The sequence below is a fragment of the Pantoea sp. X-Soil-OKNW-713 genome (assembly GCF_059730685.1).
This window is the reverse complement of the sequence record NZ_AP035996.1, coordinates 543801-569194: the sequence shown is the minus strand read 5'-3', so window position 1 is coordinate 569194 and position 25394 is coordinate 543801. Positions and strand designations below refer to the sequence as shown.

General features: G+C 51.9%; 23 protein-coding genes and 1 pseudogene. 13 read left to right on the top strand and 11 right to left on the bottom strand.

All coding sequences use genetic code 11. The annotated features are described in order from the left end of the window. The first annotated feature begins 2 nt into the window (after positions 1 to 2). A complete protein-coding gene (locus AC6I8R_RS23050; RefSeq protein ID WP_497833008.1) occupies positions 3 to 1187 on the top strand; it encodes a cysteine desulfurase family protein in 1185 nt (394 codons plus the stop codon). Beyond that, entirely contained in the window at positions 1187 to 2368 is a 1182-nt protein-coding gene (locus AC6I8R_RS23045) for an MFS transporter (protein WP_497833064.1), read from the top strand. Before AC6I8R_RS23050 ends, AC6I8R_RS23045 begins: the two co-directional genes overlap by 1 nt. Before the next feature lie 35 nt (positions 2369 to 2403). Here AC6I8R_RS23045 and AC6I8R_RS23040 read toward each other — a convergent pair whose 3' ends face one another. Beyond that, positions 2404 to 3261 carry a helix-turn-helix transcriptional regulator gene (locus AC6I8R_RS23040; RefSeq protein ID WP_415175601.1) on the bottom strand — a complete coding sequence of 286 codons (858 nt, stop codon included), beginning with the start codon at positions 3259 to 3261 and terminating at the stop codon, positions 2404 to 2406. Positions 3262 to 3377: 116 nt separating this feature from the next. Here AC6I8R_RS23040 and AC6I8R_RS23035 point away from each other — a divergent pair, with 116 nt between their 5' ends. After that, positions 3378 to 4787, top strand: a complete 1410-nt coding sequence (locus AC6I8R_RS23035) for an MFS transporter (protein ID WP_415175600.1) — start codon at positions 3378 to 3380, stop codon at positions 4785 to 4787. A gap of 231 nt (positions 4788 to 5018) precedes the next feature. Continuing rightward, positions 5019 to 7457, top strand: a complete 2439-nt coding sequence (gene bamA / locus AC6I8R_RS23030) for an outer membrane protein assembly factor BamA (RefSeq protein WP_208726199.1) — start codon at positions 5019 to 5021, stop codon at positions 7455 to 7457. A 241-nt stretch (positions 7458 to 7698) separates the two neighbouring features. Here bamA and AC6I8R_RS23025 read toward each other — a convergent pair whose 3' ends face one another. Genes AC6I8R_RS23025 through AC6I8R_RS23005 form a run of 5 tightly spaced genes read right to left on the bottom strand, consistent with a single transcriptional unit; the run spans position 7699 to position 12728 of the window. Then, the gene (locus AC6I8R_RS23025; RefSeq protein WP_497833007.1) at positions 7699 to 8787 is read right to left on the bottom strand and encodes an ABC transporter ATP-binding protein; all 1089 of its coding nucleotides are present in this window, start codon (positions 8785 to 8787) and stop codon (positions 7699 to 7701) included. Between the two features lie 2 nt (positions 8788 to 8789). Further along, positions 8790 to 9737: a carbohydrate kinase family protein gene (locus AC6I8R_RS23020; protein WP_497833006.1), complete on the bottom strand. Its 948-nt coding sequence runs from the start codon at positions 9735 to 9737 to the stop codon at positions 8790 to 8792. Next, complete coding sequence (locus tag AC6I8R_RS23015) at positions 9734 to 10573, bottom strand: carbohydrate ABC transporter permease (protein ID WP_415175596.1); 840 nt, start codon at positions 10571 to 10573, stop codon at positions 9734 to 9736. Before AC6I8R_RS23015 ends, AC6I8R_RS23020 begins: the two co-directional genes overlap by 4 nt. Then, positions 10563 to 11471, bottom strand: a complete 909-nt coding sequence (locus AC6I8R_RS23010) for a carbohydrate ABC transporter permease (protein WP_415175595.1) — start codon at positions 11469 to 11471, stop codon at positions 10563 to 10565. Before AC6I8R_RS23010 ends, AC6I8R_RS23015 begins: the two co-directional genes overlap by 11 nt. A gap of 9 nt (positions 11472 to 11480) precedes the next feature. Continuing rightward, positions 11481 to 12728 carry an extracellular solute-binding protein gene (locus tag AC6I8R_RS23005; protein WP_415175594.1) on the bottom strand — a complete coding sequence of 416 codons (1248 nt, stop codon included), beginning with the start codon at positions 12726 to 12728 and terminating at the stop codon, positions 11481 to 11483. 253 nt (positions 12729 to 12981) lie between these two features. Here AC6I8R_RS23005 and AC6I8R_RS23000 point away from each other — a divergent pair, with 253 nt between their 5' ends. Further along, positions 12982 to 14151, top strand: coding sequence for an ROK family protein (locus tag AC6I8R_RS23000; protein WP_208726216.1), 1170 nt, complete (start codon positions 12982 to 12984; stop codon positions 14149 to 14151). A gap of 3 nt (positions 14152 to 14154) precedes the next feature. Here the strand turns inward: AC6I8R_RS23000 and AC6I8R_RS22995 are convergent, their stop codons facing one another. Further along, the gene (locus tag AC6I8R_RS22995) at positions 14155 to 14874 is read right to left on the bottom strand and encodes a dienelactone hydrolase family protein (RefSeq protein WP_415175593.1); all 720 of its coding nucleotides are present in this window, start codon (positions 14872 to 14874) and stop codon (positions 14155 to 14157) included. Positions 14875 to 15089: 215 nt separating this feature from the next. Between AC6I8R_RS22995 and AC6I8R_RS22990 the strand changes: the two are divergent. The 6 genes and pseudogenes from AC6I8R_RS22990 to AC6I8R_RS22965 form a co-directional block, all read left to right on the top strand. Next, positions 15090 to 15470, top strand: a pseudogene (locus tag AC6I8R_RS22990) (VOC family protein); the annotation flags it as partial. A 306-nt stretch (positions 15471 to 15776) separates the two neighbouring features. Further along, positions 15777 to 16205, top strand: coding sequence for a TOBE domain-containing protein (locus AC6I8R_RS22985; RefSeq protein WP_497833005.1), 429 nt, complete (start codon positions 15777 to 15779; stop codon positions 16203 to 16205). Between the two features lie 585 nt (positions 16206 to 16790). Continuing rightward, positions 16791 to 18047: an oligosaccharide flippase family protein gene (locus tag AC6I8R_RS22980; protein WP_497833004.1), complete on the top strand. Its 1257-nt coding sequence runs from the start codon at positions 16791 to 16793 to the stop codon at positions 18045 to 18047. Further along, on the top strand, positions 18044 to 18913 hold the full coding sequence (locus AC6I8R_RS22975) for an ATP-grasp fold amidoligase family protein (RefSeq protein ID WP_497833003.1): 870 nt from the start codon (positions 18044 to 18046) through the stop codon (positions 18911 to 18913). The genes AC6I8R_RS22980 and AC6I8R_RS22975 overlap by 4 nt, the downstream gene beginning before the upstream one ends. A gap of 221 nt (positions 18914 to 19134) precedes the next feature. After that, positions 19135 to 19380: a YmjA family protein gene (locus AC6I8R_RS22970; RefSeq protein ID WP_208726229.1), complete on the top strand. Its 246-nt coding sequence runs from the start codon at positions 19135 to 19137 to the stop codon at positions 19378 to 19380. 54 nt (positions 19381 to 19434) lie between these two features. Then, on the top strand, positions 19435 to 19974 hold the full coding sequence (locus AC6I8R_RS22965; protein ID WP_208726231.1) for a DUF2058 domain-containing protein: 540 nt from the start codon (positions 19435 to 19437) through the stop codon (positions 19972 to 19974). A gap of 16 nt (positions 19975 to 19990) precedes the next feature. On the opposite strand, the gene AC6I8R_RS22960 is transcribed toward AC6I8R_RS22965, so the two are convergent. After that, a complete protein-coding gene (locus tag AC6I8R_RS22960) occupies positions 19991 to 20689 on the bottom strand; it encodes an RluA family pseudouridine synthase (RefSeq protein ID WP_497833002.1) in 699 nt (232 codons plus the stop codon). Positions 20690 to 20850: 161 nt separating this feature from the next. Here AC6I8R_RS22960 and AC6I8R_RS22955 point away from each other — a divergent pair, with 161 nt between their 5' ends. Then, positions 20851 to 21318: a DUF1203 domain-containing protein gene (locus tag AC6I8R_RS22955; RefSeq protein ID WP_208726235.1), complete on the top strand. Its 468-nt coding sequence runs from the start codon at positions 20851 to 20853 to the stop codon at positions 21316 to 21318. A gap of 42 nt (positions 21319 to 21360) precedes the next feature. Here the strand turns inward: AC6I8R_RS22955 and mqo are convergent, their stop codons facing one another. The 3 genes from mqo to AC6I8R_RS22940 all read right to left on the bottom strand — a co-directional run bounded on the left by mqo (position 21361) and on the right by AC6I8R_RS22940 (position 24893). Next, complete coding sequence (gene mqo, locus AC6I8R_RS22950; protein ID WP_415174377.1) at positions 21361 to 23013, bottom strand: malate dehydrogenase (quinone); 1653 nt, start codon at positions 23011 to 23013, stop codon at positions 21361 to 21363. A gap of 227 nt (positions 23014 to 23240) precedes the next feature. Continuing rightward, positions 23241 to 23945: a GNAT family N-acetyltransferase gene (locus AC6I8R_RS22945; RefSeq protein WP_497833001.1), complete on the bottom strand. Its 705-nt coding sequence runs from the start codon at positions 23943 to 23945 to the stop codon at positions 23241 to 23243. Between the two features lie 66 nt (positions 23946 to 24011). Next, positions 24012 to 24893, bottom strand: coding sequence for a LysR substrate-binding domain-containing protein (locus AC6I8R_RS22940; protein WP_497833000.1), 882 nt, complete (start codon positions 24891 to 24893; stop codon positions 24012 to 24014). Between the two features lie 101 nt (positions 24894 to 24994). Here AC6I8R_RS22940 and AC6I8R_RS22935 point away from each other — a divergent pair, with 101 nt between their 5' ends. After that, entirely contained in the window at positions 24995 to 25387 is a 393-nt protein-coding gene (locus AC6I8R_RS22935) for a tautomerase family protein (protein ID WP_415174374.1), read from the top strand. The last annotated feature ends 7 nt before the right edge of the window (positions 25388 to 25394 follow it).

Sequence of the window (25394 nt, the reverse complement as noted above, 5' to 3'; positions counted from 1 at the left end):
TCATGTACCCATCGTCTCGACCAGTGTATCTGGATAATAATGCCACGACTGCGCTCGACCCTACCGTGCTGCAAACCATGATGCCCTGGTTAACCAATAATTATGGTAACGCTGCCAGTAACAGCCATAGCTTCGGTTGGAAAGCCCAGCGCGCTGTTGAACAAGCCAGAGTGTCAATTGCTCATGCCATCAATGCAGCAAGTCCTGCCGATATTATCTTTACCTCAGGGGCGACAGAAGCGAATAATCTGGCGCTAAATGGGCTTCAGCTTCTGCCGGGTAGAAGTCATATTATTACCTCAATGATTGAACATAGATCGGTGCTGGAGTGCTGTGAGCGCCTTGCAGCACAGGGTATGCCCATCACTTATTTGATGCCTCAATCAGACGGAATTGTTTCCCTGAATGAACTCAATAACGCCCTCAGACCAGAGACGGGTTTGGTTTCTGTCATGGCAGCCAATAATGAGACGGGTACGCTGCAAAAGATTGAGGAAATTGGCGCACTTTGCCGCGATAGAGGAATCTTATTTCACACTGATGCGACACAGGCTTTCGGGAAAATTGCCCTGGATGTCCAACGCATGAACATCAGTCTGGCCGCCTTTTCTGCTCACAAAATCTATGGACCTAAAGGTGTCGGTGCGCTTTATGTGAATACCGCAGATGAACGCCTGCGACTTTCACCACAAATTGTTGGGGGCGGTCAGGAACATGGTTTGCGGTCTGGCACACTTAATGTGCCAGGTATTGTCGGTTTTGGTCGTGCTGCTGAAATAGCAATGATTGATTTACCCAGCGAGTTAGTCAGATTATCTGGACTGCGTAACCGATTAAAACAGGCACTTTTCGATACCGTTCCCAACATCAGTATTAATGGCCATCCCCACGAATGTTTGCCCGGCGTGCTCAACATCGCCTTCTCGGGGGTTGATGCGAGTTCGTTGCTGCTTGAACTACCTGATATCGCGTTATCGTCAGCGTCGGCCTGTTCTTCTAAACATCAGACACCTTCTCATGTACTTCAGGCTATGGGTGCCAGTGTGGCGCAAATACAGGCCAGTGTACGAATCAGCATTGGGCGATTTAACAACGAAAAAGACATTGTCTGGGCGGGTGGGAGGTTGATCGACGCGGTGAGCTTATTAAGGTCAATGGCTCCCATTCCGCAGAAAGAGGGTAAATGATGCGCTGCTTATCTATGTCTTACCTTCTGTTGGGCACGCTGCTCACTGCCGGGGGATACGGAAGTACTTTCCTGATTTCGGCCTGGTTCCGTTTACATGGGGGGAGTGACATTGAAACCGGCCATGCTCTCAGCATGGCTTTAGTGGGGACGCTGATCGGGGTACCTTTAGTGGGCTGGGGGGCGGGTAAGATGGATGCCGCTCGTCTTGCGGCGATTGCTGCTCTGGTCATTGCTTGTGGCTACGCTGTGCTGGGTAATTTGCATGGGCTGGAGCCGGGATATCTCCCCCGTCTCGCAGTTTTACTGATGGGAATAGGGTGGGGGATGTTTTACCTTGGTGCACCATTAGCGTTGTCGGAGCGTCTGAATGATGCTGAACGCGGCAGTGGTTTCACGTTGTTCAGCGCTTTTCAAATGACCGGAATTTGTGGCATTCCGGTGATGCAGAGCATTTTGATTGCTCAGGCCAACTTATCACTGCAAATCACCTTTCTCGTTGTCGCAGCGATGTTGGCCGTCGCCTCATTCTTGTTGCTACTTTTTGGCCGCAGAGAACCACGTCCTTTGTACGAACGCGTTTTTCGCTCTTGGGTACGTAAACTACCGATATTGTTGGCTGGGCCAGCACGACGCCCGGTGATAATGGTTGGCCTGGGTGGGGCGGTATTTTCAGGCATGATGGCGTTCCAGGTCTCTCTGACGGAAGGTACGGATGCCAGTGCCGGGGTCTTTTTCTTCGTGCATGCCGCCACCGCTGTCACCACCCGCCTGATGCTGTTCCGGTACCTTGCCAGTTGGCCGCGCCAGCCGCTTATTATTGGGCTGCTTGGGTGCCTGATCATTGGTCTGGTCTGTCTGTCCGGGGTGGCGCTACACCCGGCATTCCATATTGTAGCGGCTATGTTGACCGGCGCGGGATATGGCCTGTTATATCCGGTCATTCAGACCTGGGCGGTGAACGATTCACAGCCCCAGCATCGGCATGCCGTTTTGACCTGGTTTGTGGTGTCCTACTTTGTGGGGATATTTGGTTTTCCCGCACTGGGTGGCTGGCTGTTGGTGGTTTCAGGAAAAACCTGGCTTATTGGTTCACTGGTCATCCTGGCGATGATTGAACTGGGAGTGGGGGTTATCAGGCGCCCACGGACAGCAAAAGTTGTAGCCTCAACCTTGGAATGATTTAATCCGGGTCACCACTTTTCAGCGGATTGCAGTTATGCGCGGGTAATTAACTGCTGCAATGCCGCTGTGCTGGCCGCATCGTCTGGCACATACACCAATAAACGATCGCCATTACGTGATGCTGACCACCAGTTATTCTGCCGCAGTGTCATTTCACTCACCCCAGGACGCCGGAAACGTTTCACACGGTTTTCCACCTTGCCCAGCTCGTAGCGCTGCCAGGTGCGGCCAAATTCATCGGAACTGGCGAGCAGCCGCGCGAGATAACTTTCCCAATGTGGGTCGCCAAGGTGTTCCCCCATCTGACCCCGAAACATCGCCACCATCTGAGGCATCACTTCATCCCAGTCGGCCATTGCGGCACGCCAGCCGGGATGATTGAACGCCAGCCAGATGCAGTTACGATCTTCCGGCGGAATTTCTGCCAGATCCACCCCCATCAGCGCACACCAGGCCGCGTTATAGCCAAGAATATCGAAACGCGGGGTTTCAATGATGGCGGGTAGCTGAATTGCATCCAGCATCTTTTGATTATGTTCGGCAATTTTGCAGCAAGCCGCCGCCACCCGCACCGAAGGCAGGTTATGCCCGGCAAGGGAAAACAGATGCTGTGTCTCGACATCGTTGCATTGCAACGCCGTCGCGATCGCCGTGAGGGTTTTTGGCGAGGCTTTGATATCGCGCCCCTGCTCCAGCCAGGTGTACCAGGTCACGCCAACATCTGCCAACTGTGCCACTTCCTCACGTCGCAGACCCGGCGTACGGCGATGGCGCATACGCGGCAGGCCGAGGCGATTTGGATCGAGACTTTCGCGTCGCGTGCGCAGAAAAGTCCCGAGCAATTTGCGGTTGTGATTGGCGGCGTTAGTGATGGGCTGCGTGCTGAGCATCGAAGGCTCTCCTGATAAGACGGGTAGAATTTATACCATGATAAACAAGAACTGGTACCCGTTTAATGGTTAGGTGATGCTATGCCTCACAGAAGACAAAAACAAGGGTAAAACCGATGCAATCATCGCAACTTCAACGGGCAGGATTGGTGGTCCTGCTGTCCGGGCAACTGCTGCCCATGATCGATTTTTCAATTGTAAACGTCGCACTCGACGCGATGGCGCATAGCCTGCATGCCACGCCCATTGAGCTGGCGTTGATCGTGGCAGTTTACGGCATTGCCTTCGCCATCTGTCTGGCGATGGGGGGCCGACTCGGGGATAACTATGGTCGCCGCCGGGTATTTCTGGCGGGCGTCTGGACATTTGGTTTTGCCTCACTGCTGTGCGGCATCGCCAGTCATGTCGGGGTATTGATGTTTGCCCGCGCATTGCAGGGGGTTGGGGCTGCATTTATCGTGCCACAGATTCTCGCCACATTGCATGTGTCCCTCAAGGGCAGAGCGCATGCACGCGCCATTGGTCTGTATGGCGGTATCGGTGGGCTGGCATTTATTGTGGGGCAGGTGCTGGGCGGCTTCCTGATTAAAGCCGACATCGGTGGGTATGGCTGGCGCAGTGTGTTTCTGATCAACCTGCCAATCTGCCTGTTTGTTCTGTTAACGGCACGCCGCTTTGTGCCAGAAACCCATAACAGCCAGCGCGTGGCGATTGATGTTAGCGGTACGCTGCTGCTGGCTGGGGCGGTGGGTTGTCTGATGCTGGCACTGGCATTGGGTCCGGTGTTGCACTGGTCGTGGCCATGCATCTTATTGTTGGCGCTGTTCCCGCTGTTTTTGCATCGCCTGCGTCAAAGCGCATTACGCCTGGAGGCCGCACAAGGCGCACCTTTGCTGCCGCCTTCGCTGTTGCGCCTGCCCGGGGTACGGTTTGGTTTAACTATGGCGGTGCTGTTCTTCTCCTGCTGGAGCGGTTTTATGTTTGCCGTGGCGCTGACGTTGCAATCAGGGCTGGGGTTGAGCGCCTTTGAATCGGGTAATGCGTTTATTGCGCTTGGCGTGGCCTATTTTATCGGGTCGATGCAGAGCACGCGCATGGTGGAACGCTTTGGCAAACGTGTCACGTTGCTGACCGGTTGTGCTATTCAGATGCTCGGTTTGCTGTTGTTGATCGCCACGTTGCATTACGCCTGGCCGAACGTGGGTATCGTCACACTGATCCCCTCCACGGTCCTGATTGGTTTTGGGCAGTCGTTTATCGTCAGCACCTTCTACCGTATTGGTATGACTGGCGTGCCGCATCATCAGGCGGGAGCGGGCAGCGCGATGCTTTCAACCGTACAACAATCGGCACTGGGTTTAGGTCCGATGTTACTTGGCGGCGTCTTCACACAAATCTGGTTACAGGGTACGCATCTGATGGCGATCACCGGAACGTTGATGGTCGAATGGATGTTAATGGCGGTGCTGGTGGTGTTAACCAGCCTGAGCCGTCGCTCCTTTCAGCCGGTCGTGACCGAAGGCTAATTGTTTCTGGGGCGTAATTCTTGTGGGGTAATTTCAGCAGTGGATTTTCAGCTTATTGTAAAATAACCGAAAATACGCCTGCTTCACTGAATTTACCTTTGGCTAAGCGGTCTTTTTTCCGGAACATAACGCCACTATCAATGGGCTGAACCCTGTGTTCAGCCCGTTTTTTGTGGTGCGGGAATTAAGGCAATCGCCACAGGCACAGGAATAGCGGCAGGCTCATAGCAGATGAAAAAGATGTTAACCGGGTTACTCTTTATGGTGACCACCACTGCCTTCGGTGCAGATGATTTCACCCTCAGGGATATTCATTTTGATGGACTACAGCGTGTCGCACCGGGTGCGGCGATGCTGAGTATGCCAGTGCGTGTCGGCGATCGTGTTAACGATGACGATATCAAAAATACCATTCGTGCCCTGTTTGCCACCGGCAACTTTGAAGATGTGCAGGTATTGCGTGATGGCGATACGCTGCTGATTAAAGTGAAAGAGCGTCCGTCGATTGCCAGCATCTCGTTCTCCGGCAATAAAGCGATTAAAGAAGATCAACTGAAACAAAACCTGGAAGCGTCTGGCGTCAGCGTCGGGAATGCGCTGGACCGCACCACACTCTCCTCGATTGAAAAGGGGCTGGAAGACTTTTACTACAGCGTGGGCAAATACACCGCCAGCGTCAAAGCGGTAGTTACCCCCTTGCCACGTAACCGTGTCGATCTGAAATTTATCTTTACCGAAGGTGTATCGGCAAAAATTCAGCAGATCAATATTGTCGGCAACCACGCTTTTTCTGATGATGAACTGATTACGCAATTTCAATTGCGTGACAGCGTGCCCTGGTGGAATTTTATCGCCGATCAAAAATACCAGAAACAAAAACTGGCTGGCGACCTGGAGACGCTGCGTAGTTATTATCTCGACCGTGGCTACGCCCGTTTTAATATTGATTCCACACAGGTCAGTCTGACACCGGACCGTAAAGGTATTTACATCACCGTGAATATTCACGAAGGCGATGTTTATCATGTTAGCGGTGTGGTGGTGAACGGTAATCTGGCGGGTCACTCTGCTGAAATCGAGAAACTGGCACAGATCCCAAAAGGGGGTCTGTATAGCGGTGCGAAGATCACCCAGAATGAAAATGCGATCAAAGATCTGTTAGGTCGCTATGGTTATGCCTTCCCGCAGGTCAGCACCCAGCCGGAAATTAACGATACCGATAAGACGGTGAAACTGCATGTCAATGTGGATGCTGGCAACCGTTTCTACGTCCGTAAGGTGCGTTTTGAAGGCAACGACACCTCAAAAGATTCCGTACTGCGTCGCGAAATGCGCCAGATGGAAGGGGCCTGGCTGGCGAACAACCTGGTTGATCAGGGCAAAGAGCGTCTGAACCGTACGGGCTACTTCGAAAGTGTGGACGTCGATACCCAGCGAGTGCCGGGCAGCCCGGACCAGGTTGATGTGGTCTACAAAGTCAAAGAGCGCAACACCGGTTCGTTCAATATCGGTGTTGGTTACGGTACCGACAGTGGCGTCAGTTTCCAGCTTGGCGTCAGCCAGGATAACTGGATGGGTACCGGCAATACCGTTGGCTTTAGCGGCACCAAAAACGATTATCAAACGTATGTTGAAGTCTCCGCCACCAACCCGTATTTCACGGTGGATGGCGTTAGCCTCGGTGGCAAGTTGTTCTACAACGACTATAAAGCCGATGATGACGATCTGTCTGAATATACGCTGAAGAGTTTAGGGGCGGGCACCACATTAAGTTTCCCGATCAGCGAAAATAACAGCATCAACACCGGGTTTGATTACGTCTACAACCGTGTCAGCAATATGGCACCGCAGGTGGCGATGTGGCGTTATCTGGGTTCTGTGGGCATACATCCGCGAGTGATCGAAACCGATGACGACGACGATGATGATTACGCCACCAGTTCCAATACCTTCAGTGCCAATGACGTGTTCTGGAATGTTGGCTGGGGATATAACTCGCTGGACCGTGGCTTCTTCCCGACATCGGGTGTAACGGCGGGTTTTAACACCAAAGTCACTGTACCGGGTTCGACCAACAGCTATTACAAAAGCACACTCAGCGCCAACGCCTATCTGCCACTCAGTAGCGATCACCGTTGGGTGTTGATGGGACGAACCAAAGCCGGTTACGCCGATGGTCTGGGCGGTAAAGACGTACCGTTCTACGACAACTTCTATGCCGGTGGTTCCAGCTCGGTGCGTGGCTTCTCCTCCAACACCATTGGTCCGAAAGCCGCTTATTACAGCTGTAGCGGCAGTGAAAGCAGCTACAGTGATTGTGCGGTGAAAAAATCTGATGATGCGGTGGGCGGTAACGCGATGGCAGTCGCCAGCGCCGAACTGATTGTGCCGACGCCGTTTGTCAGCGAACGCTATGAAAGTTCTTTGCGTACGTCGGTGTTTGTTGATGCCGGTACGGTATGGGATACCAAGTGGGAAAATACCGCCGCAACCCGCGCTGCCGGTATTCCGGATTACGGTGATCCGAATAATATCCGTGTTTCCAGCGGCCTTGCGCTGCAATGGCAGTCGCCACTGGGACCTCTGGTGTTCTCTTATGCCGTGCCGATTAAGAAATATGAAGGCGATAAGTCTGAGCAGTTCCAGTTTAATATCGGTAAGACCTGGTAACGGCGTGATTTAACACGTTGACATCCGTAACAGCGCGATAAATCGCGCCGTTACGGGACATTATGAAAAGGGTTTTACAGTTTCTTTAAACGACCAAGACAGACGAAAACATCTGTACTGGTAAAATAGTAAATCGTGCAATGCTTAGGGAAAGAGGGTTCGCGAAAACATCGTTGTTATGCGTTTTTAATTAACTGAATTTTATTTCGCCACCCTCATATTGAGGGTGGCTTTTTTATTTTTAGTGGCCGGATTCGGTTAAGCGATAACCCGTCTCAGCATCAAACAGATGTATTTTCTCGCTATTAAAACCGAGGATTAATTCATCGCCACTGTTGGCGGCGTGGCGTCCGGCGATCTGCATATGTAACGCGTGACCGTGCCAGTCGAGATGTAACAGGGTCGATTCCCCGGTGATTTCCACCACATTCACCCGCGCTGCGGCACCGTTATCCACTTCGCGCAGGTCGTGTGGACGTAAACCAATGGTAACCGGTTTACCGTCATGCTCGCGCGCCACCGCATGCCAGCGTGGCGGCAACGGTTGCCATAGATCCTGACACTGCACGCCTGGCACACCCTCATGGCTCACCAGTTGCGCAGGCAGCAGATTCATCGGCGGTGAGCCGATAAAGCGCGCCACAAAGGTGTTGGCGGGACGATCGTAAATTTCCAGCGGCGCACCTTGCTGCACGATATAACCAGCCTGCATCACCACAATCTGATCCGCCAGCGTCATGGCCTCGACCTGATCATGGGTGACATACACCATGGTGGTTTTAAAGCGCTGATGTAGTGATTTAATCTCCGCGCGCAACTCCATACGCAATTGCGCATCAAGGTTGGAGAGTGGTTCATCAAACAGGAACACCTGCGGGTTGCGCACCATCGCGCGCCCCATCGCCACACGCTGCCGTTGTCCCCCGGACAAGGCGCGCGGATAGCGCTGCAATAGCTGATCAATGCCGAGAATGGCCGCGATACGCTGAATTTTGCTTTGCTGCTCCTCGCGTTTGACCTTTTTCACCTGCATATGAAACGCCAGGTTTTCCGCTACCGTCAGATGCGGGTACAGCGCATAGCTTTGAAACACCATCGCGATATCACGGTCAGCTGGATCGCGATCGTTAATCTGCACCTGGTCCATCAAAATGGCGCCTTCGGTCAGGCTCTCCAGTCCGGCCAGCAAACGTAACAGCGTGGATTTGCCGCAGCCGGACGGCCCAACCAGCACGGTAAAACTGCCATCGGGAATGGTCAGATCGAGCGGATGCAGCACCGACTGTTTGCCGTAGCGTTTGGCGACTTTGATCAGTTCAACACTGGCCATGATTATTGTTCCTTTGCCGAAAGTTGGAGTTGTTGCCAGTTGGGGTAGCGACGTGGTGCGGTGCTGATCGCCAGCGCGGCTACCGCAATCCCCCATTGCAGAGCCGTGGTAACGTCCTGCTGATGGAGCAGGGCGGTGAGAAACCCGGCGTTAAAGCTATCGCCCGCGCCAATGGTATCCACCACCGTGACCGGACGAGCGGGTTGGCTGAGCTGTTGATCGCGCAGCCAGCAGCGCGCACCCTGTTCTCCACACTTCACCACGCAACCGCCGCGACCACTTAACTGCCGGGCCAGCTGCGTTGCGCTGGTGGAGAGCTGCGCCTGTGCCGCCAGCCCGAGGGTTTCCACTTCGTTCAGCAGCAACCAGTCGCACAGCGGCAGCCAACGGGCGATATCCTGCCGCACTTCCTCCGTCCAACCCTGCGGTGGCCAGCCGGTATCGACAGCAATCAGATAGCCACGCTGGCGCAGCTCAGTGAGTAACGCGGGATAGTCGCCATACAGATGCAGGCAGAGAAAAGTGCCGCACAGCAACACGATATCGCCCTCAGTCGCCTGCTGGGGCAGTTGATCCAGCACCTGCTGCGCGGTGAGCTGCACAATATGACCGTAGTTGCTGATAAAGGAACGCTCGTGGTCGGAGTGGGTGACGCCTACCGTCAGCGAGGTTTCGCACTGGCTACGCGGCCAGTGTGCGGCGCTGTGGGGAAAATGGCTCGCCAGCCACTGGCTGAGGCCATCGTCACCCTGATTGGCGATAGCGCGATGACGCACCTGCATTGCCTCCAGCGCCAGCGCGCAGTTACCGGCTGAGCCGCCGGGGCGCAACTCGCTGTGTTTGACCATGACTTCAGTGCCACGCTGTGGCCACTGATCCAGCGTGCCCATAATTAAATCGACATTGATATTGCCCACCACGTAAAGGGTGGCGGTGGTTGTGTTGATCATCCCTTACTCCCCCCGCTGGCAAGACCGCTTACCAGGGTTTTTTGTAGCCAGATAGCAATAAACAGGGGCGGTACTGAGGCCAGAATCCCGACCGCCGCAATTAAACCGTCATCGGTGGCACGTCCGGCGGTGAAACCGGCAATGGTCACCGGCAGGGTCTGCGCAGCGATGTTGCTGGTGAACAGCAGGGCATAGAAAAATTCGTCCCATGCCAGCAACCAGCCAAACAGCGCCGCAGCGCCCAGGACCGGTTTTGCCAGTGGCAAGGTGATGCGCAGCAATACCTGCCACACGCGCAGACCATCAAGACGAGCGGCCTGCTCGATATCCTGGGGCAGGGTGTCGAACTGGTTTTTCAGCATCCAGGTCAGAAACGGCAAAATCAGCGAACAATAAACGATGATCAAACCGGGTCGGGTGTTGAGCAAATCAAAGTGCTGCAACAGGAAGTAAAGCGGCAGGACAAAGGCGACCGGCGGCACCATATAGATGGCGAGGGAGGCAAACAGCCAGCCATCGCGTCCACGATAGCGTGAGAAGCTGAAGGCGGCCGGAATCGCCAGCAACAGGCAAATCACGGTCGCGCCGGTGGCGACGATCAGACTGTTACCCAGCGCATGCAGAAACAGCGTGCCGGGCTGATCCGGTGCCAGCGACAATAGCCTGCCGTAGCGGGTGAAATCCCACTGGCGCGGCAACCACTCCAGCGGGATGCGCGTCAGATCGCTGGTCGCGCTAACGCTCATCAGAAACAGCCAACTCATGGGTGCCAGTACCGATACGGCGACCAGCAGCGCGGCGAGGTATTTCGCCACCGTGCGTATTTTAGCCTTCATCGGCACTCCCGCGGCGACGCTGCCGCCACAATAACAACATGTAAATAGTGATCAGCACAGCACACAGTAGCGTCATCAGCATGGCGTAGGCGGCACCGCTGCCGGCACGCAGATAGCTGAATGACTCCTGATAGACGTAAAAGCTGAGGGTTTTGGTGCTATCGACCGGGCCACCGCGCGTCATGACGTAAATGATGTCGAAGATCTTGAAAGCATCGATGGTACGCAGTACCAGGGCAACGCTGAGTGGACCCACAATCGCCGGAAAGGTAATGGCGCGAAAACGTCGCCATGCTGATGCGCCATCCAGGCGTGCCGCTTCATAAAGGTCGTCAGGAATGGATTGCAGCGCTGCCAGCACCAGCAACGTCACCAGCGGGTAGTTTTTCCAGATATCCGCCAGCATTACCGCGTTAAGCGCGGAATCAGGTGATCCCAGCCAACTGCGGTAGCCATCAATAATCCCCAATTGGGTCAACAGGGCATTGATGCTGCCGTAGTCCGGGTTGAAATTGAGTCGCCACATCATGGCGTTGACGATGGTCGGTAGCGCCCACGGCAGAATCACCAGCACGCGCAGCATGTTGCGGCCGACAAATTTCTGGTTAAGCAGCAGCGCGACCAGCACGCCAATCACTCCTTCAATCGCCACCGACACCACGGTGAAGTACAGGGTGCGCCACAGCGAGCTCTGAAAATCAGCATCGGTTATGGCATACAGGTAGTTTTCCAGTCCAACCCAGCCGGGGGCTTCACCGCTGCCAATCAGGGCGGCATCGGTGAAACTCAGCCAGATGGTGCGTAGCAGAGGCCAGGCGGTGAGCAGCAGCATCACCAGTAACATGGGTGCCAGCAGCACCCATGCCTGCCGCTGTTCGCGTTGACGCAAACTCAGCATACTGACCCCTTAATGCAGACGTGCCGCGCTTTTATCCACTGTCTGCATCGCCGCTTCCGGCGTCACACTGCCCAGCAGCACCTGTTGCAGTTGCTGTTGCAGGGTATTGGAGAGACGGGAATAGTCGGCGGTTTCCGGGCGTGACAGCATCACGTTGAGTGATTTATCCGCCGCAGCGATCAGGCTTTCCTGATTTTTCAGCACCGCCGGATCCTGATAGGAGCTTTTCCAGATCGGCAGGCTTAGCGTGGCGTATTTATTCTGCACCGGCTGCGAGGTCATATAGCTGATGTATTCCCATGCCTGTTCCGGGTGGCTGCTGCCTTTGGCAATGCCTAAGCCCATTGACCCGTTAACTGCACCGACTTTACCCGGCGCATCGCCTGGTGCAGGCATGATGCCGACCTGACCAGCGACTTTGCTCTGTTTCGGATCATTCGCCATGTTGTACATATAGGTCCAGTTCAGAGCGAAGGCGGCGTCACCGTTGGAGAAGGATTTACGCACATCTTCTTCGAGGTATTCACGCGAAGCCGGATTGCTCAAACCTTCATCCAGCGAGCTTTTCATCAACTTCACCGCTTGCAATGACGCCGGGCTGGAGAAATCCAGTTTGCCGTTCTGGTAGAACTTGCCACCAAAGCCAGAGACCAGGGTGGTGTAATCGCACACCAGCGCTTCTGCTTGCGACCAGCTCCAGACCAGCGGATATTTCACGATGTTTTTCTGTTTGATGGTGCGCGCATCATCCATCACCTGTTGCCAGGTTTCAGGCAGGGTGGTGATCCCGGCTTTTTCCAGCATCGCTTTGTTGTAGTAAAGGTATTTGGTATCGAGGATCCACGGCATCCCGAGGGTTTTCCCTTTGAACACCACGGTATTCATCGCTCCGGGGAAGATCTGTGATTTTTCTTCCGGGGTAATACGGCTGCTCACGTCCTGCAACAGGTCAAATCGGGTGAATTCAGCCGGCCAGATGGCATCGAACAACACCACGTCATAGCCGTTGCCACCGGCACCGCGTGCGGCGACGATTTTATCGTGCAGCGCTTCGTAAGGAACAAACTCCAGATTGACCTGCACGTCCGGGTGCGCTTTTTCAAACTCCTGCGTCATGGCGCGAATATCATTTTCGCTATATGCGGCCTGGGTCATGAACAACGCATTAAGCGTGGTGGCCGCTGAGGCGCTTCCCGCGCTCGCTAACAGCAGGGCTGCAAAACATCCTTTCAGCGTGGGGGTGAATCGGGTTTTCATGGTTTTCTCCGCCTAAATGCAAAAAGAGGGTGTTTAATTAAATCAATTTGATTGATTTAATAACGCGCACAGGTTGTCAGATTGCTGCGGCTGACATCGATTAGCTTAAGCAAGTGACGTGCCAGGGCATACATCTCGCTTGCCACTGCGCTTAACTCTGCACAGATTTTTGCGTCTGTCAGGTGAACAACATGGAAAATGTGTAGCCGATCATAGATATTGATGCGATTGCGTCAGGAGCTTAGGAAGGACGATGAAAACCTCGGGAACCAATCTGGAACACGCGCGTGCGCACAACCGGCGCGTCATCATCGAAGCCATTCGCCTGCATGGTGAACTGACGCGCGCTGAGCTGGCGCGACTTACCGCCTTAACCCCGCAAACCGTCTCCAACATCGTGGCGGAACTGGAAGAAGCGGAGCTGCTCGCCAGTCGGCAGCCGCGTAAGCAGGGGCGGGGACAACCGGCGATCCCGGTGACATTGAATCCAGCCAGTGCCTGGTCGATCGGTATCCATCTTGATCATCAAACGCTACTGATCGTGCTGGTGGATTTAACCGGCGAAATTCATTTCCGTCGCCTTATTCTGGTGCAGAAGCCCCAACCTGATGCCACTTTAGCGCGCATCGCTGAGGTACTGGCGGAGATCAAAACGCAACTGGGCGCGCGCTGGGGGAAAGTATTGGGGATAGGAGTGGTGATGCCCGGACCTTTTGGTGTTGAAGGGATCTCGTCAGTCGGTCCCACCACGCTGAACGGTTGGGAAAACGTCAATATCGAGACAGAACTGGCGGCAATGAGTGGTTTACCGGTGACGCTGGAAAACGATGCCACGGTCGCGGCGATAGGTGAACGTTTCCACGGCGTGGCACGTCAGCTCAACTCCTTTATTTATCTCTACATCGGTACCGGACTGGGAGCCGGTATCTTCACCGACGGCCATATTTATACCGGCCATGCGCACAACGCCGGTGAGGTGGGGCATATCGTGATTGATCCGCACGGGCGTGAGTGCTACTGCGGCAACAAAGGGTGTCTGGAGCGGTATGTTTCGTTGCAGGCCGCCTATGAATTTTGTGGTCTGGACCCGATGAGCGCTCTGCCCGACGATTTACTTGAAGTGGACCCGGCATTGTTTGATCGCTGGATCGACAGCGTGTTAGCTCCGCTGCGCCAGGCGATCAATATGCTTGAGTGCGTTTTTGATGCCGAAAGTGTGATTATCGGCGGCATGATGCCCGCAACCCTGCTGGATAAAATCGTCCAGCGTTTGCCGCCGTTATATCAGTCGGTGCGCGGACGTTATCTCACGGGATCGCGCCTGAAGACCGGGATGACCGGTAGCGATACCGCAGCACTGGGAGCTGCGGCATTGCCGATCTTTGATGAATTTAATCCACAGTTTCAGGTGCTGATGAAATGAGGGTTAAAAGATCTCGGCAAATAACGCGAACATGCGTGTAAAAGCGCGCTCGGCCACCTGCGGATGGTACTGAGCCACGCCAGGATTATTGGCCTGTGGATCGGTAAAGGAGTGGGCTGCGCCAGCGTAGCTGACCAGTTGCCAGTCGATCTGACGGGCTGTCATCTCGCGGACAAACTCATTCAACTGCTCGCGCGGCACCAGCGGATCGGCTGCGCCGTCCAGCACCAGTACGCTGCCTTTGATTGAATCCATCGCGTAGTCACCTTTAGTGTCCAGCGAGCCGTGGAACGACACGGCGGCTTTGATATCGGCACCGCTGCGCGCCAGTTCCAGTGCGCAGTGACCCCCAAAACAGAAACCGACGGCGGCCAGTTTATCGTGTGCTACCGGAGCCTGCTGCTGTTCCAGCAATGCCGTCAGCGCCGCCTGCATGCGCGCCACTTCTGCGGGCGTATCTTTCACTGCCATCATCATGCTGCCCGCTTCTTCACCCGAAGTCGGGCGTTTGCCTTCACCGTAAAGGTCCGCCACCAACACTACAAATCCCTGCGCGGCAATTTTCCCGGCAACGTCTTCAGCCATACGGGTGACACCCATCCAGTTGGGGGCCAGCACGATGCCGGGACGTGTGCTGGTGATGTCGTTCTGGTAAACGAGGGAACCGGTGAAGGTGCTGCCGTTTGCCTGATAGGTGACGGGAGACGTGGTTAAGCTTGCCATAAATAAATCCCTGATAAATAAGTAAGTTAAGATCGAATACGTTGCAGGCAATTGGCAGGTAATGCAATGGTTTTAGTGCGTGACAGCAAGAAATGTTAACGGGAGGAATTCGCTGCGGTTCTGGCGGTTGCGGCGCGATTTATCGCGCTAACAGACAAATGGCAGGATCAGTTTGATGTAATTTAGGGGGAAGAAAAGCCAGTGGAGATTGCCAGATGTTTGCACATATGCGTATTGCTAAACCGGTCACCAACCTCGAACGTGCTTTCCTGATGTACAGCCAGGGATTGGGGATGAAAAAGATTGCTGATTTCACCGATCATGATGGTTTTAGCGGCATCATGTTAGGTCGGGAAGGGTTAGCGTGGCACATGGAGTTTACTGTTTGCCATCATCATCCCGTTCAGCCATTGCAGACAGCAGAAGACTTATTGATTCTTTATTATCCGGACAACGACGAATGGCGAGATGTCTGTGCCAGGATGATCACCGCAGGTTTTACCGTGACAGAATCATTTAATCCTTATTGGGAGGTTAACGGGCGCACGTTTGTCGATGCCGATGGTTATCGTGTGGTGATCCAGAACCGGGCATGGGATGTTGCCAGTACCATGATGGCACATCAGGCTGGTTATCAGGCGCGTGGTACTACAAGTGTTACTACTGGCAAAGAGGGGATAGGACGGCGAACGGTGGTGGGTTGGCACGAAAAAAATGGCTTATTGAACATGAAAGGAAACAGCGCTAAATAAAGGCGTAATGCTAATTAGTTAAGACATATTCTGTAGCGGCGCGATTTATCGCGCGATTAGCCAGCCAACGCGATAAATCGCACCGCTACGAATTAATGCACAAACATAAGTATCAGGCACTGCTATCAATCAGCGAGATAAGGGGGTTTTATGCAGGTATCAGCACGTAATCAACTGGTCGGCACGGTCAGTGCCGTTACCACCGGGGCAGTCAATGATGAAATCGAATTAACGCTCGCAGGGGACGTGAAGTTGGTGGCGGTCGTCACCCACAGCAGTAAAGAAGCATTAGGCCTGGTCGTCGGTAAAGAAGCCATCGCGTTCATCAAAGCGCCGTGGGTGACCCTTGCCACTGAAGAGTGTGGCCTGAAATTCTCTGCACGTAACCAGTTTGCCGGAAGCGTCAGCCGCGTTACCGAAGGTGCAGTTAACGCGACTGTTCACCTTGCAACTGACGCTGGGTTTGAAATTGTTGCCGTGGTCACCAACGAAAGCCAGCAAGAGATGAAACTCAATCAGGGCAGCCGTGTGATTGCGCTGATCAAAGCCTCCGCAATTTTGATTGCGACTCGTGCCTGACGCGTGTTTTAACCTCAGTTCCGTTGCTCAGGCCCTCCGGCCAGAAAGTCTCCACTTTCTGGCCTCTTTTAGTGATTTTCCGAACAGTCTGCGGGTGGGCCGGTTCTGCATTGGAGGGAGCAGCATGATCGGTCATTCAGGCAATTATCGAAGGCAAAATGTATTTGCTAAATACGCATCTAGATGATTATCCCACGATAAGCATAATTTTATGCCATTAAATTTACCCTAACTGATATTGGCAACGATTATTTTGTAAGATTAATCAGACATGCTGCACAATGCTTTAAGAGTACCAGGTCATGGCATAGTTAATTACAAGTATTTCAGGTGAAACTGGCACAAGCGCCAAGGAAACCAGTCCGGCTATTGTCTGTCCTGATCTAAAAACTCTATTAATAAATGGCATTATTAATAATAAATATTTGAAACTAATCTGATTAATTTAAAAAATCCTTCACTGTTTTTATATAAGCAGTCAAACTACCTGGAAAAAATGAATGAAGCGGGGCTGTTAGGATAATTAATACCCAGTCGGGTTTAATATCTTTCATTCATAAGGATATAACCAAGAATCATGTATATGTGAGACGTGAAATGTACACAAACGCATTATGGATCATGCTGGAGAAGTCAGTTAATATTATTGGATTGATATACATTAACTCGCTGATGGCAAAATATATTGGCCCTGACAATTTCGGCAAAATAAACATTTCAACCTCGCTTTTTATATTTGTACAAACATTGTCATGGTTTGGTGGCCAGAGCATTTTGTTTAAACGCATGAGCGAAAATACAAAATCCGGCATCGCAATGGCGATGAATACACAAAATCAACGGCGTTTATTCTTTCTCCTGTCATCAAGCGCAATTTTAATTTATCTTTATTTATTTACTGATTTTGTAGTGTTTTTATTTGGCGTGGCGAACTGCATTGCCACCTACTATATTGTGATGGACTTCTTTTCCATTTACAACAACACTCAGCTTAAGTCAAAAATAAATACGATAACAAATGTGATTGGGCTATCTTTAGCACTATTGATCAGGTTCTATATTTCACACTTCGAGTTGCCAGTTTACTACTTCACCATTCCAATTATCATAATCCCGCTCATACCCTACATCATGCGGCTGGTTTACTTTAAAAATACGACAGAGCTAAAAGACAATGGTAAAGGTTTTGGGCTGTATAATCGGCATATGCTTTATGCCGGAGGAGCGTTGATTTTATCAAGCCTGTCAGTTGATATATACACCCAGATTTCCAACATTTTTTTGGCTAAAATAATTTCTTACTCAGATCTCGGGGTTTATAGCGTAGCATTAACCATAGGAGGTGCCTGGTCATTTATTGTTTTGGCGTTAATAACAAGCTTTTTTTCAAAAATATATAGCGAAAAAAACCCAATAGCTATTGAGAGACTGCTGATTAAAATCAATCGAATTGTAATTCTGCTTTCCCTTATTGCTTTAGGCGGGTTCTATCTTTTTGGTGATTTCTTTATTCATAAGTTGTATGGCGATAAATATATGGATTCAGTGAGTATCATCCCCGTGATAATTATTGCCACCATGTTCTCTGCACTGGGAACGATTTGTTACAGGTATATGATAAAGGAATCCGGGTATAACTACCTGGCTAAGAAGATGTTTTTATGCTGTGTATTAACAATACCATTGTCCTGGATAATGATCAGTGCGTTCGGGATTAATGGCGCTGCATATTGTTTTTTGATTGTTGAAGTTTTGTCTTGCACTTTTCTTAATTACTTCTTCAAAGACAAAACAATCATCAAAATGCACCTTAATATTTTTAAATTGGGGTTGTTAAAATGAACGTGATAAAACAAACAGTAAAATCAGCTCTAAAGGTTGGCGCTAATGTTTTCCCTGAATTTTATGCTAAGACTCACTACCTGATCCGATTCAAGAAAAAATTAAACTTAAGGAATCCTGCCAGTTTTAATGAAAAAATACAGTGGCTCAAGTTCAATGAGCTAAATGATGATATTTACACGCTGTGCGCGGATAAATATAAGGTCAGGGAGTATGTTTCAGCTAAAGGCTGTGGGGACATCCTTAATACCCTGTATGGGGTGTACGATAACCCACAAGACATCGACTATAGTGCGTTGCCAGAAAAATTTGCACTGAAATGTAACCACGGTGCAGGTTATAATATCATATGTGACGATAAATCATCATTAGACATTGAAAAAACCAACAAAAAACTTAATGGATGGTTAAGGCAGGATTACTCAGTAAATTTTGTTGAGCCGCAGTATAAAAAAATAGAAAGAAAAATTTTATGTGAGAAGTATATTGAAAATGAGCGCGGTGGTTTTCCTGATGACTATAAATTTTACTGTTTTAACGGGAAGCCCTACGCGGTAATGGTTTGCGTGGGAAGAGAGAAGGGAACACCCAAGTTCTATTACTTCGATATGAACTGGAAGCCTCTTCCTTTCGAAGATACCATTGAGTTAATCAAAGAAAACCATTGTCCAGAAATGCCTGAAGGATTTAATAAGATGAAAGCCTGCGCGATTAAGCTGGCTTCTGATTTTAAATTTGTTCGGGCTGATTTCTATCTTCTTAATGGTCAGGTGATTTTTGGTGAGCTGACATTTACGCCTTCGGCAGGGTTGGATGTCACCTTACAGGAAGCCGATGTCTTTTTAGGAAGCCAACTGAAGTTATAGTTTGCACGACGTTAGAAAAACTCATCAATGGCACACGAAAAATTTAAAGGTTGAACCCGCTAGAAAATGGCGCAGTCGTGACATTCTCATCTCACAACTGCGCCATTTTTTTGGCTATTTCTCTGATAAATCATAACAGAAAAAACCAACTGAAAATGGTATCATCCCGGCCGAATGCTGCCCCGTAGTGGGCATAGACTGAAATCCCTGGGGGACACCTGATGAACAACGACGTACCGCTTAAATTTTATGACATCGTGGATGAGTACGAAGTAGACGCTGCCAAACCGGTCACAGAGTCAGAGCGAGACGCGCTGGCGCGCTATTTTCAGCTATTGATCACACGTTTGATGAATAACGAAGAGATCAGTGAGCAAGCGCAGCAGGAGATGGCCAATGAAGCCGGTATCGATGCGCTGCGTATTGATGAGATTGCGACTTTTCTCAATCAATGGGGCAATGAGTAGCTTTGTGTGTCGGGTTATAATCCCACAAATTATTCAACAGGTTTAGAAGCGCAAATGACAAAACTTACCTTACAAGAGCAGATGCTAAAAGCTGGACTAGTCACCAGCAAGAAAATGGCCAAAGTCCAAAGAACGGCGAAAAAATCACGCGTTCAGGCTCGTGAGGCAAGAGAAGCAGTGGAAGAGAACAAAAAAGCGCAGCTTGAACGAGATAAGCAACTCAGCGAGCAACAAAAGCAAGCGACGTTATCCAAAGAGTATAAAGCGCAGGTGAAGCAACTGATTGAGATGAATCGAATCGTCATTGCCAAAGGCGATATCGAATTTAACTTCACCGATAATAATTTAATTAAAAAAATTGTTGTAGATAAGTTGACTCAAGCGCAGTTGGTGAATGGCCGTCTTGCCATTGCCCGGTTGGTAGTTGATAACAGTGGCAAAAGTGAATACGCGATAATCCCTGCCGTCGTTGCCGATAAAATTGCGCAGCGAGATGCGAGCAGTATCGTATTAAATAGTGCGCTCAGCCAGGAACAGCAGGATGAAGATGATCCTTATGCTGATTTTAAAGTGCCTGATGATTTGATGTGGTAATCAGGCATCTTCGCATTCAGAACGGGCTACTATGAAGAGCGTTGATCGCCTCTTCACTGATGGGATGCACAAAATGCAGCTCACTGGCGTGCAGCATCAGCCGTGGGGTCTGTTCGGTGCCCGGCAACAAGCGACCACCATACAGGTCGCAGCCTAAAATAGGGTGGCCCAACTGCTGGCAGTGAATGCGCAGTTGATGGGTGCGCCCGGTCTCCGGGGTTAGCTGCACCCGCGTCAATGGCAGTCGAGTCCCATCCACCCACTCATGATAAAAGCGGTCAACCACCTGGTAACGGGAACGAGCAGGCTTGCCGTGAGTGGCACAAATCGACATCAGCGGAAAGCGTGCCGGGTCTTTGGCAATCGGCGCGTCTATCACCCCTTCATCGTCAGCCAGATGCCCACAAAGCAGTGCGCTGTACACTTTGGTCACGGTGCGCAGACTGAACTGCTGGCACAACGCGGCGTTGATCGCCTTATTGCGGGCAATCACCATCAAACCGGAAGTCCCAAAATCCAGGCGATGCACCAGGGTGCAGCCGGGGAATATCTTTACCAGCCGATGATGTACCGAATCGAGATTCTGCGGATTTTTGCCCGACAGACTGAGCAGTCCGGTGGGTTTATTGATCAGCACCAGGTGGTCGTCTTGATAGAGTGTCTCTATCTGGTCATGGCACGGTGGAGCGATAAAGGTATCGTGAATCACAGACATCAGGCCGTCCGGCAGTAAGAGTGGCAGCGGATAATAACGAATTTTCAGTTGAGTGACGATTCTTGTTGGTACAGCAGCCAAAACTCCATGACCGTTTACAGCGAGCACGTAACGGGAATCAGGCGCTTAATACTCATCCGGTTAACGCTTTTGGAGAGGTTATGGCTTATACCATTCGCGGTTTGAACAGCAGCGCATTTACCCATTTGTTTGGTCAGGATGAGAACTATCTGGCGCGACATTTGGCGAGACGGATGCGGGCAGATAAAAACTCGGGTTTTCCGGATCGCATTGCCTTGCGTGATGTGCCGGAGGGGGAGTATGCGATTCTGATCAATCATGCTTACCAACCTGCGGAAACCCCTTATTTTGGCAGACACGCCATCTTTATCCATGAGGGTTGCACCAGGCAAGGTGTCTATCAGGATGAAGTTCCGCCTTATCTGACTACCCGGCTACTCTCGATGCGGGCGTTTAATGCAGCAGATATGATTATTGCGGCGGAGGTTACTCAAGGAAGTGAAGCGGAGTCGTTAATTTTTCAGATGTTGCGTCAGCCTGAAACCGCCTACATCCATGTGCATAGTGCCCGATTCGGCTGTTATCTGTGTGTCATTGAACGCAGTTGAAGCAAAACAAAACCCCGCACCGGCAGGTGCGGGGTTTACGGATTACAGCGCCATATCGTGTTGCGGTGACGGTGCTGCTTTAGCCGGTGCGGCGGCCTGCGGCTGAGTCTCAGCGGCTGGCATATTGATTACCGGAGGTTTGGTCAGTTGCAGTGTCGCTGCGGTGTCATCCCAAACCTGCTGTGCCAGTGCTGGATTGTCGTTCAGCTTCTGGCCGTAGGCCGGGACGATCTGGTGAATCTTCTGCTGCCATTCCGGGCTGGCGAACTCAGTCGGGAACAGTTGTTTGATCACGTTGATGGCGATCGGTGCAGCCGTTGACGCACCCGGTGACGCACCCAACAGCGCGGCCACGGTTTTCTGCTGATCGGTCACGATTTCCGTACCCAGCTTCAGCACGCCACCTTTCTCGGCATCTTTCTTGATGATCTGTACACGCTGACCAGCCTGAATCAGTTTCCAGTCTTCTTTCTTCGCGTCCGGGAAGTACTCTTTCAGCGCGGCAAAACGGTCATCATCATTCAGCATCACCTGACCAATCAGGTATTTCACCAGGTCGAAGTTATCAATGCCCACATGGGTCATCGGCATAAAGTTGCTGGTGGTGGTGGTGCCTAACAGATCAAACAGTGAACCGTTTTTCAGGAACTTGGTTGAGAAGGTCGCGAACGGTCCAAACAGCACCACACGCTTGCCGTCGAGGAAACGTGCATCGAGGTGCGGTACGGACATCGGCGGCGCACCTACCGAAGCCTGGCCGTAAACTTTTTCCAGGTGACGGCTGGTGATGGCCGGGTTTTCAGTCACGAGGAACGACCCCCCCACCGGGAAGCCAGCGTAGTTTTCGCCCTCAGGAATACCGGTTTTCTGCAACAGCTTCAGCGCGCCGCCACCGGCCCCGATAAACACGTAACGTGCATCGATGGTGCGGTTCTCACCACTTTTCACATCCTTGATGGTGACATGCCAGCTGTTGTCGCTGTTACGTTTGAAATCGGTGACTTCAGAAGAGGTTTCCAGCGAGAAATTTTCGTTCTTTTTCAGGCTACCGATCAACTGACGAGTGATTTCACCGTAGTTAACGTCCGTACCCACTGGAGTCCAGGTGGCAGCGACTTTCTGCTGCGGATCGCGGCCTTCCATAATCAGTGGTGCCCACTGCTGAATTTGCGCGTGATCGGTAGAGAATTTCATGCCCTGGAACAGCACGGTTTTCTGTAATGCTTCATAACGCTTGGTCAGATACTCAACGTTTTTATCACCCCAGACAAAGCTCATATGCGGCGTGGAGTTAATAAAGTTGTGCGGAGTATTTAATACGCCACGTTTTACCTGAGCGGTCCAGAATTGACGCGAAATCATAAAGGCTTCGTTAATTTCCAGCGCTTTACTGACGTCAATGCTACCGTCCGGACGTTCTGGCGTATAGTTCAGCTCCATATTTGCGGAGTGACCGGTGCCGGCGTTATTCCAGCCGTTGGACGATTCCAGCGCAACGCCGTCCAGTTTTTCGACCATAACCTGTTTCCAGCTGGGTTGTAATTCTTCCAGCCAGGTCCCCAGAGAAGCACTCATGATGCCCCCGCCAATCAGCAGCACGTCAGTCTTTTCCGGCGTGTCGGCGGCATGAACGGCAGAGCTGACAAGTAATGCGGTGAGCGAAAGCGAGGTGATTAATTTAGTTGATTTTTTCATTGCGATAACAACGTTTCTTGGCGATGAGTAAAAAGTTCGCAACAAATTTAAAACATTGTTATTGAAATTTTAAAATTTATTTAGTTTAAAAACTATTGAATTAACAAGGCGGATTTATTTGGTTACAAATGTATTGCGCTATTTCCGCGTAAAATAAGCGGTTATTTTGTGTTGGCGTACACTATTTATAACCGCTATTTCGGCAGGGTCAATGGTGCAGGAGAAAATTAATTTCGCTTAAGGAAGTGGTGAAGCGGATGTATTTGTTGTCCACGACTGTCCATATTTTCTTCGCCAAGCCAGCGTGTTATTACCTGTTGAATGACGGGCCATTCCGTATCAATTACCGACAACCAGTCAGTGTCGCGGTTACGTTGCTTTCGTGTCATTGCCTGACGAAAACGGCCCTCAAACGTGAAGCCGAGACGTTCCGCTGCGCGACGCGAGGCGTGATTGGTTGAATCACAGCGCCACGCCACCCGGCGATAACCCAGCGTAAAAGCCTGGTTCAGCAACAGATAGATCGCTTCGCTGCCCAGCACGCTGCGCTGCATCAGTGGTGACCAGGTGACATGACCGATTTCAAGGGCACCATTTTGTTGGTCGATATTGGCGAAGCACACCAAACCGACCGCCTGCTGATGGGCATGGCTGAAGACCGCATAACAAACCAGCCCGATATCAGCCATTTTTTCGCCCACCCAGCGGGCCATTGCTGTCAGCGACCGAGGCTGATCCGCGCCGAGCCATGTCCAGTCGCGATCGTCCCCGGCCAGAGAAAAGGCCGCCAACAAGGGTGCGCAATGGGCGTCTTGCAAAGGTTGCAGGGTACAGAAGCGGCCCGTTAAGGCGATAGCCGCGGGACGTGCGACAGGCTGCCAATCTGGCAGGGCAAATCCAATGGGTTGACCGTATTGATTGAACTGAGACACACAACATTCCTCAGGTAATAGGGGGTTAATTTCGCAGCGGCGCGATAAATCGCGCCGCTGCGGAGGTTATGACAGCAGATAACCGCTGACCGCCTCGGCCATCAGTTGGCCCAGCAGTTGTTGCGCGGGATCTGCGCTATTTTTCTGCAACAACGCAACACCCAGCGTTCCAGGCGTCGGCAGTTGTCCGTTGATCACCCGCAATTCGGCAGGCAAGCCAATCTGGCTGCGCAGCGTGACGCCCAGTCCGGCCCGGACCGCCGCCCAGACGCCGCTCAGGCTATGGCTGGTAAACACCACGCGCCACGCCACTCCGGCCTGCTCCAACGCGCCAATGGCGCGCGTGCGCATCAGGCATGGCGCTTCGAACATCACCAACGGCAACGGTTCACCACAAGCCAGCAGCGCAGCCATATCCCATTCGGCAGCCGCAATCCACGCCAGGGGGCACTGGCCCAGGCGTTCGCTGCTGGCGGGCAAATTATCCCCCTGCCACAACAATGCCATATCCAGGCTGTCTGTGGCGATCGCCTGCAACAACGGTTGGTTGCGATCGACGCGCGCGCTAATCCGCACGCCAGCATGTTGACGGCTGAAAGGACCAAGAATTCCCGGCATCAGCGATTCACCAAAATCCTCCTGCATGCCGATGCGCACGTCACCCTGCAACAACTCGCCGCGTACGGCGCGCCAGGCTTCATCGTTCAGCGTCAGCAGACGACGCGCATAGCTCATCAGGATCTCGCCACCGGGTGTTAACACCAGATGGCGGCCACGTTTCTCAACCAACGGCGTGCCGCACTGTTGCTCCAGTTTTTTTAACTGGGCGCTAACGGCCGAGGTCGAGCGACATAACTGCTGCGCCGCCAGCGCAAAGCTACCTGTCTCAATACCCAGCACAAAGCTGCGCAACGCGTCGCTGTCGAGTGAGATCGGAACCTTTTCCATAACTGTCCTTAAAATCAGGATCGTCAGTCCTGAATAATGCGATTTTCAGGATTGTAGCAGCGCGCGAGACTGAGTGTCTGTTAAATCAAGGAGAACAGCTGATGCCCGTAACCCGAATTATGGTACGCGAAGGCTGGTGTGACGCAGATTTGCAAACCCTGTCCGAGACATTGCATGAGGTGCTGGTGGCGGAATTCAGCGTACCGCCAACCGACCGCTTTCAAATCATCGAAACCCTGCCAGCGTCACGATTTATTTATGACCGCCACTATCTGAGCGGCGGACGCAGCGATCGCTACGTGTTATTTAGTCTGGTAGCCGGGAAATCGCGAACGACTGCGCAGAAACGCACCTTTTACCGGGTATTAAGTGAACGTCTGCAACAGCGGCTGAACCTCGATCCTGATGACGTCATGGTGGTCATTCAACAAACCAGCGCCGAGGAGTGGAGCTTTAGCCGCGGAGAGATGTTTGATTTATCGATGATAAAATAACTTAGAC

Coding starts and splice junctions, on each gene's coding strand:
- AC6I8R_RS23050 (WP_497833008.1), top strand. CDS start 3: ATGTACCCATCGTCTCGACCAGTGTATCTGGATAATAATGCCACGACT.
- AC6I8R_RS23045 (WP_497833064.1), top strand. CDS start 1,187: ATGCGCTGCTTATCTATGTCTTACCTTCTGTTGGGCACGCTGCTCACT.
- AC6I8R_RS23040 (WP_415175601.1), bottom strand. CDS start 3,261: ATGCTCAGCACGCAGCCCATCACTAACGCCGCCAATCACAACCGCAAA.
- AC6I8R_RS23035 (WP_415175600.1), top strand. CDS start 3,378: ATGCAATCATCGCAACTTCAACGGGCAGGATTGGTGGTCCTGCTGTCC.
- bamA (WP_208726199.1), top strand. CDS start 5,019: ATGAAAAAGATGTTAACCGGGTTACTCTTTATGGTGACCACCACTGCC.
- AC6I8R_RS23025 (WP_497833007.1), bottom strand. CDS start 8,787: ATGGCCAGTGTTGAACTGATCAAAGTCGCCAAACGCTACGGCAAACAG.
- AC6I8R_RS23020 (WP_497833006.1), bottom strand. CDS start 9,737: ATGATCAACACAACCACCGCCACCCTTTACGTGGTGGGCAATATCAAT.
- AC6I8R_RS23015 (WP_415175596.1), bottom strand. CDS start 10,573: ATGAAGGCTAAAATACGCACGGTGGCGAAATACCTCGCCGCGCTGCTG.
- AC6I8R_RS23010 (WP_415175595.1), bottom strand. CDS start 11,471: ATGCTGAGTTTGCGTCAACGCGAACAGCGGCAGGCATGGGTGCTGCTG.
- AC6I8R_RS23005 (WP_415175594.1), bottom strand. CDS start 12,728: ATGAAAACCCGATTCACCCCCACGCTGAAAGGATGTTTTGCAGCCCTG.
- AC6I8R_RS23000 (WP_208726216.1), top strand. CDS start 12,982: ATGAAAACCTCGGGAACCAATCTGGAACACGCGCGTGCGCACAACCGG.
- AC6I8R_RS22995 (WP_415175593.1), bottom strand. CDS start 14,874: ATGGCAAGCTTAACCACGTCTCCCGTCACCTATCAGGCAAACGGCAGC.
- AC6I8R_RS22985 (WP_497833005.1), top strand. CDS start 15,777: ATGCAGGTATCAGCACGTAATCAACTGGTCGGCACGGTCAGTGCCGTT.
- AC6I8R_RS22975 (WP_497833003.1), top strand. CDS start 18,044: ATGAACGTGATAAAACAAACAGTAAAATCAGCTCTAAAGGTTGGCGCT.
- AC6I8R_RS22970 (WP_208726229.1), top strand. CDS start 19,135: ATGAACAACGACGTACCGCTTAAATTTTATGACATCGTGGATGAGTAC.
- AC6I8R_RS22965 (WP_208726231.1), top strand. CDS start 19,435: ATGACAAAACTTACCTTACAAGAGCAGATGCTAAAAGCTGGACTAGTC.
- AC6I8R_RS22960 (WP_497833002.1), bottom strand. CDS start 20,689: ATGTCTGTGATTCACGATACCTTTATCGCTCCACCGTGCCATGACCAG.
- AC6I8R_RS22955 (WP_208726235.1), top strand. CDS start 20,851: ATGGCTTATACCATTCGCGGTTTGAACAGCAGCGCATTTACCCATTTG.
- mqo (WP_415174377.1), bottom strand. CDS start 23,013: ATGAAAAAATCAACTAAATTAATCACCTCGCTTTCGCTCACCGCATTA.
- AC6I8R_RS22940 (WP_497833000.1), bottom strand. CDS start 24,893: ATGGAAAAGGTTCCGATCTCACTCGACAGCGACGCGTTGCGCAGCTTT.
- AC6I8R_RS22935 (WP_415174374.1), top strand. CDS start 24,995: ATGCCCGTAACCCGAATTATGGTACGCGAAGGCTGGTGTGACGCAGAT.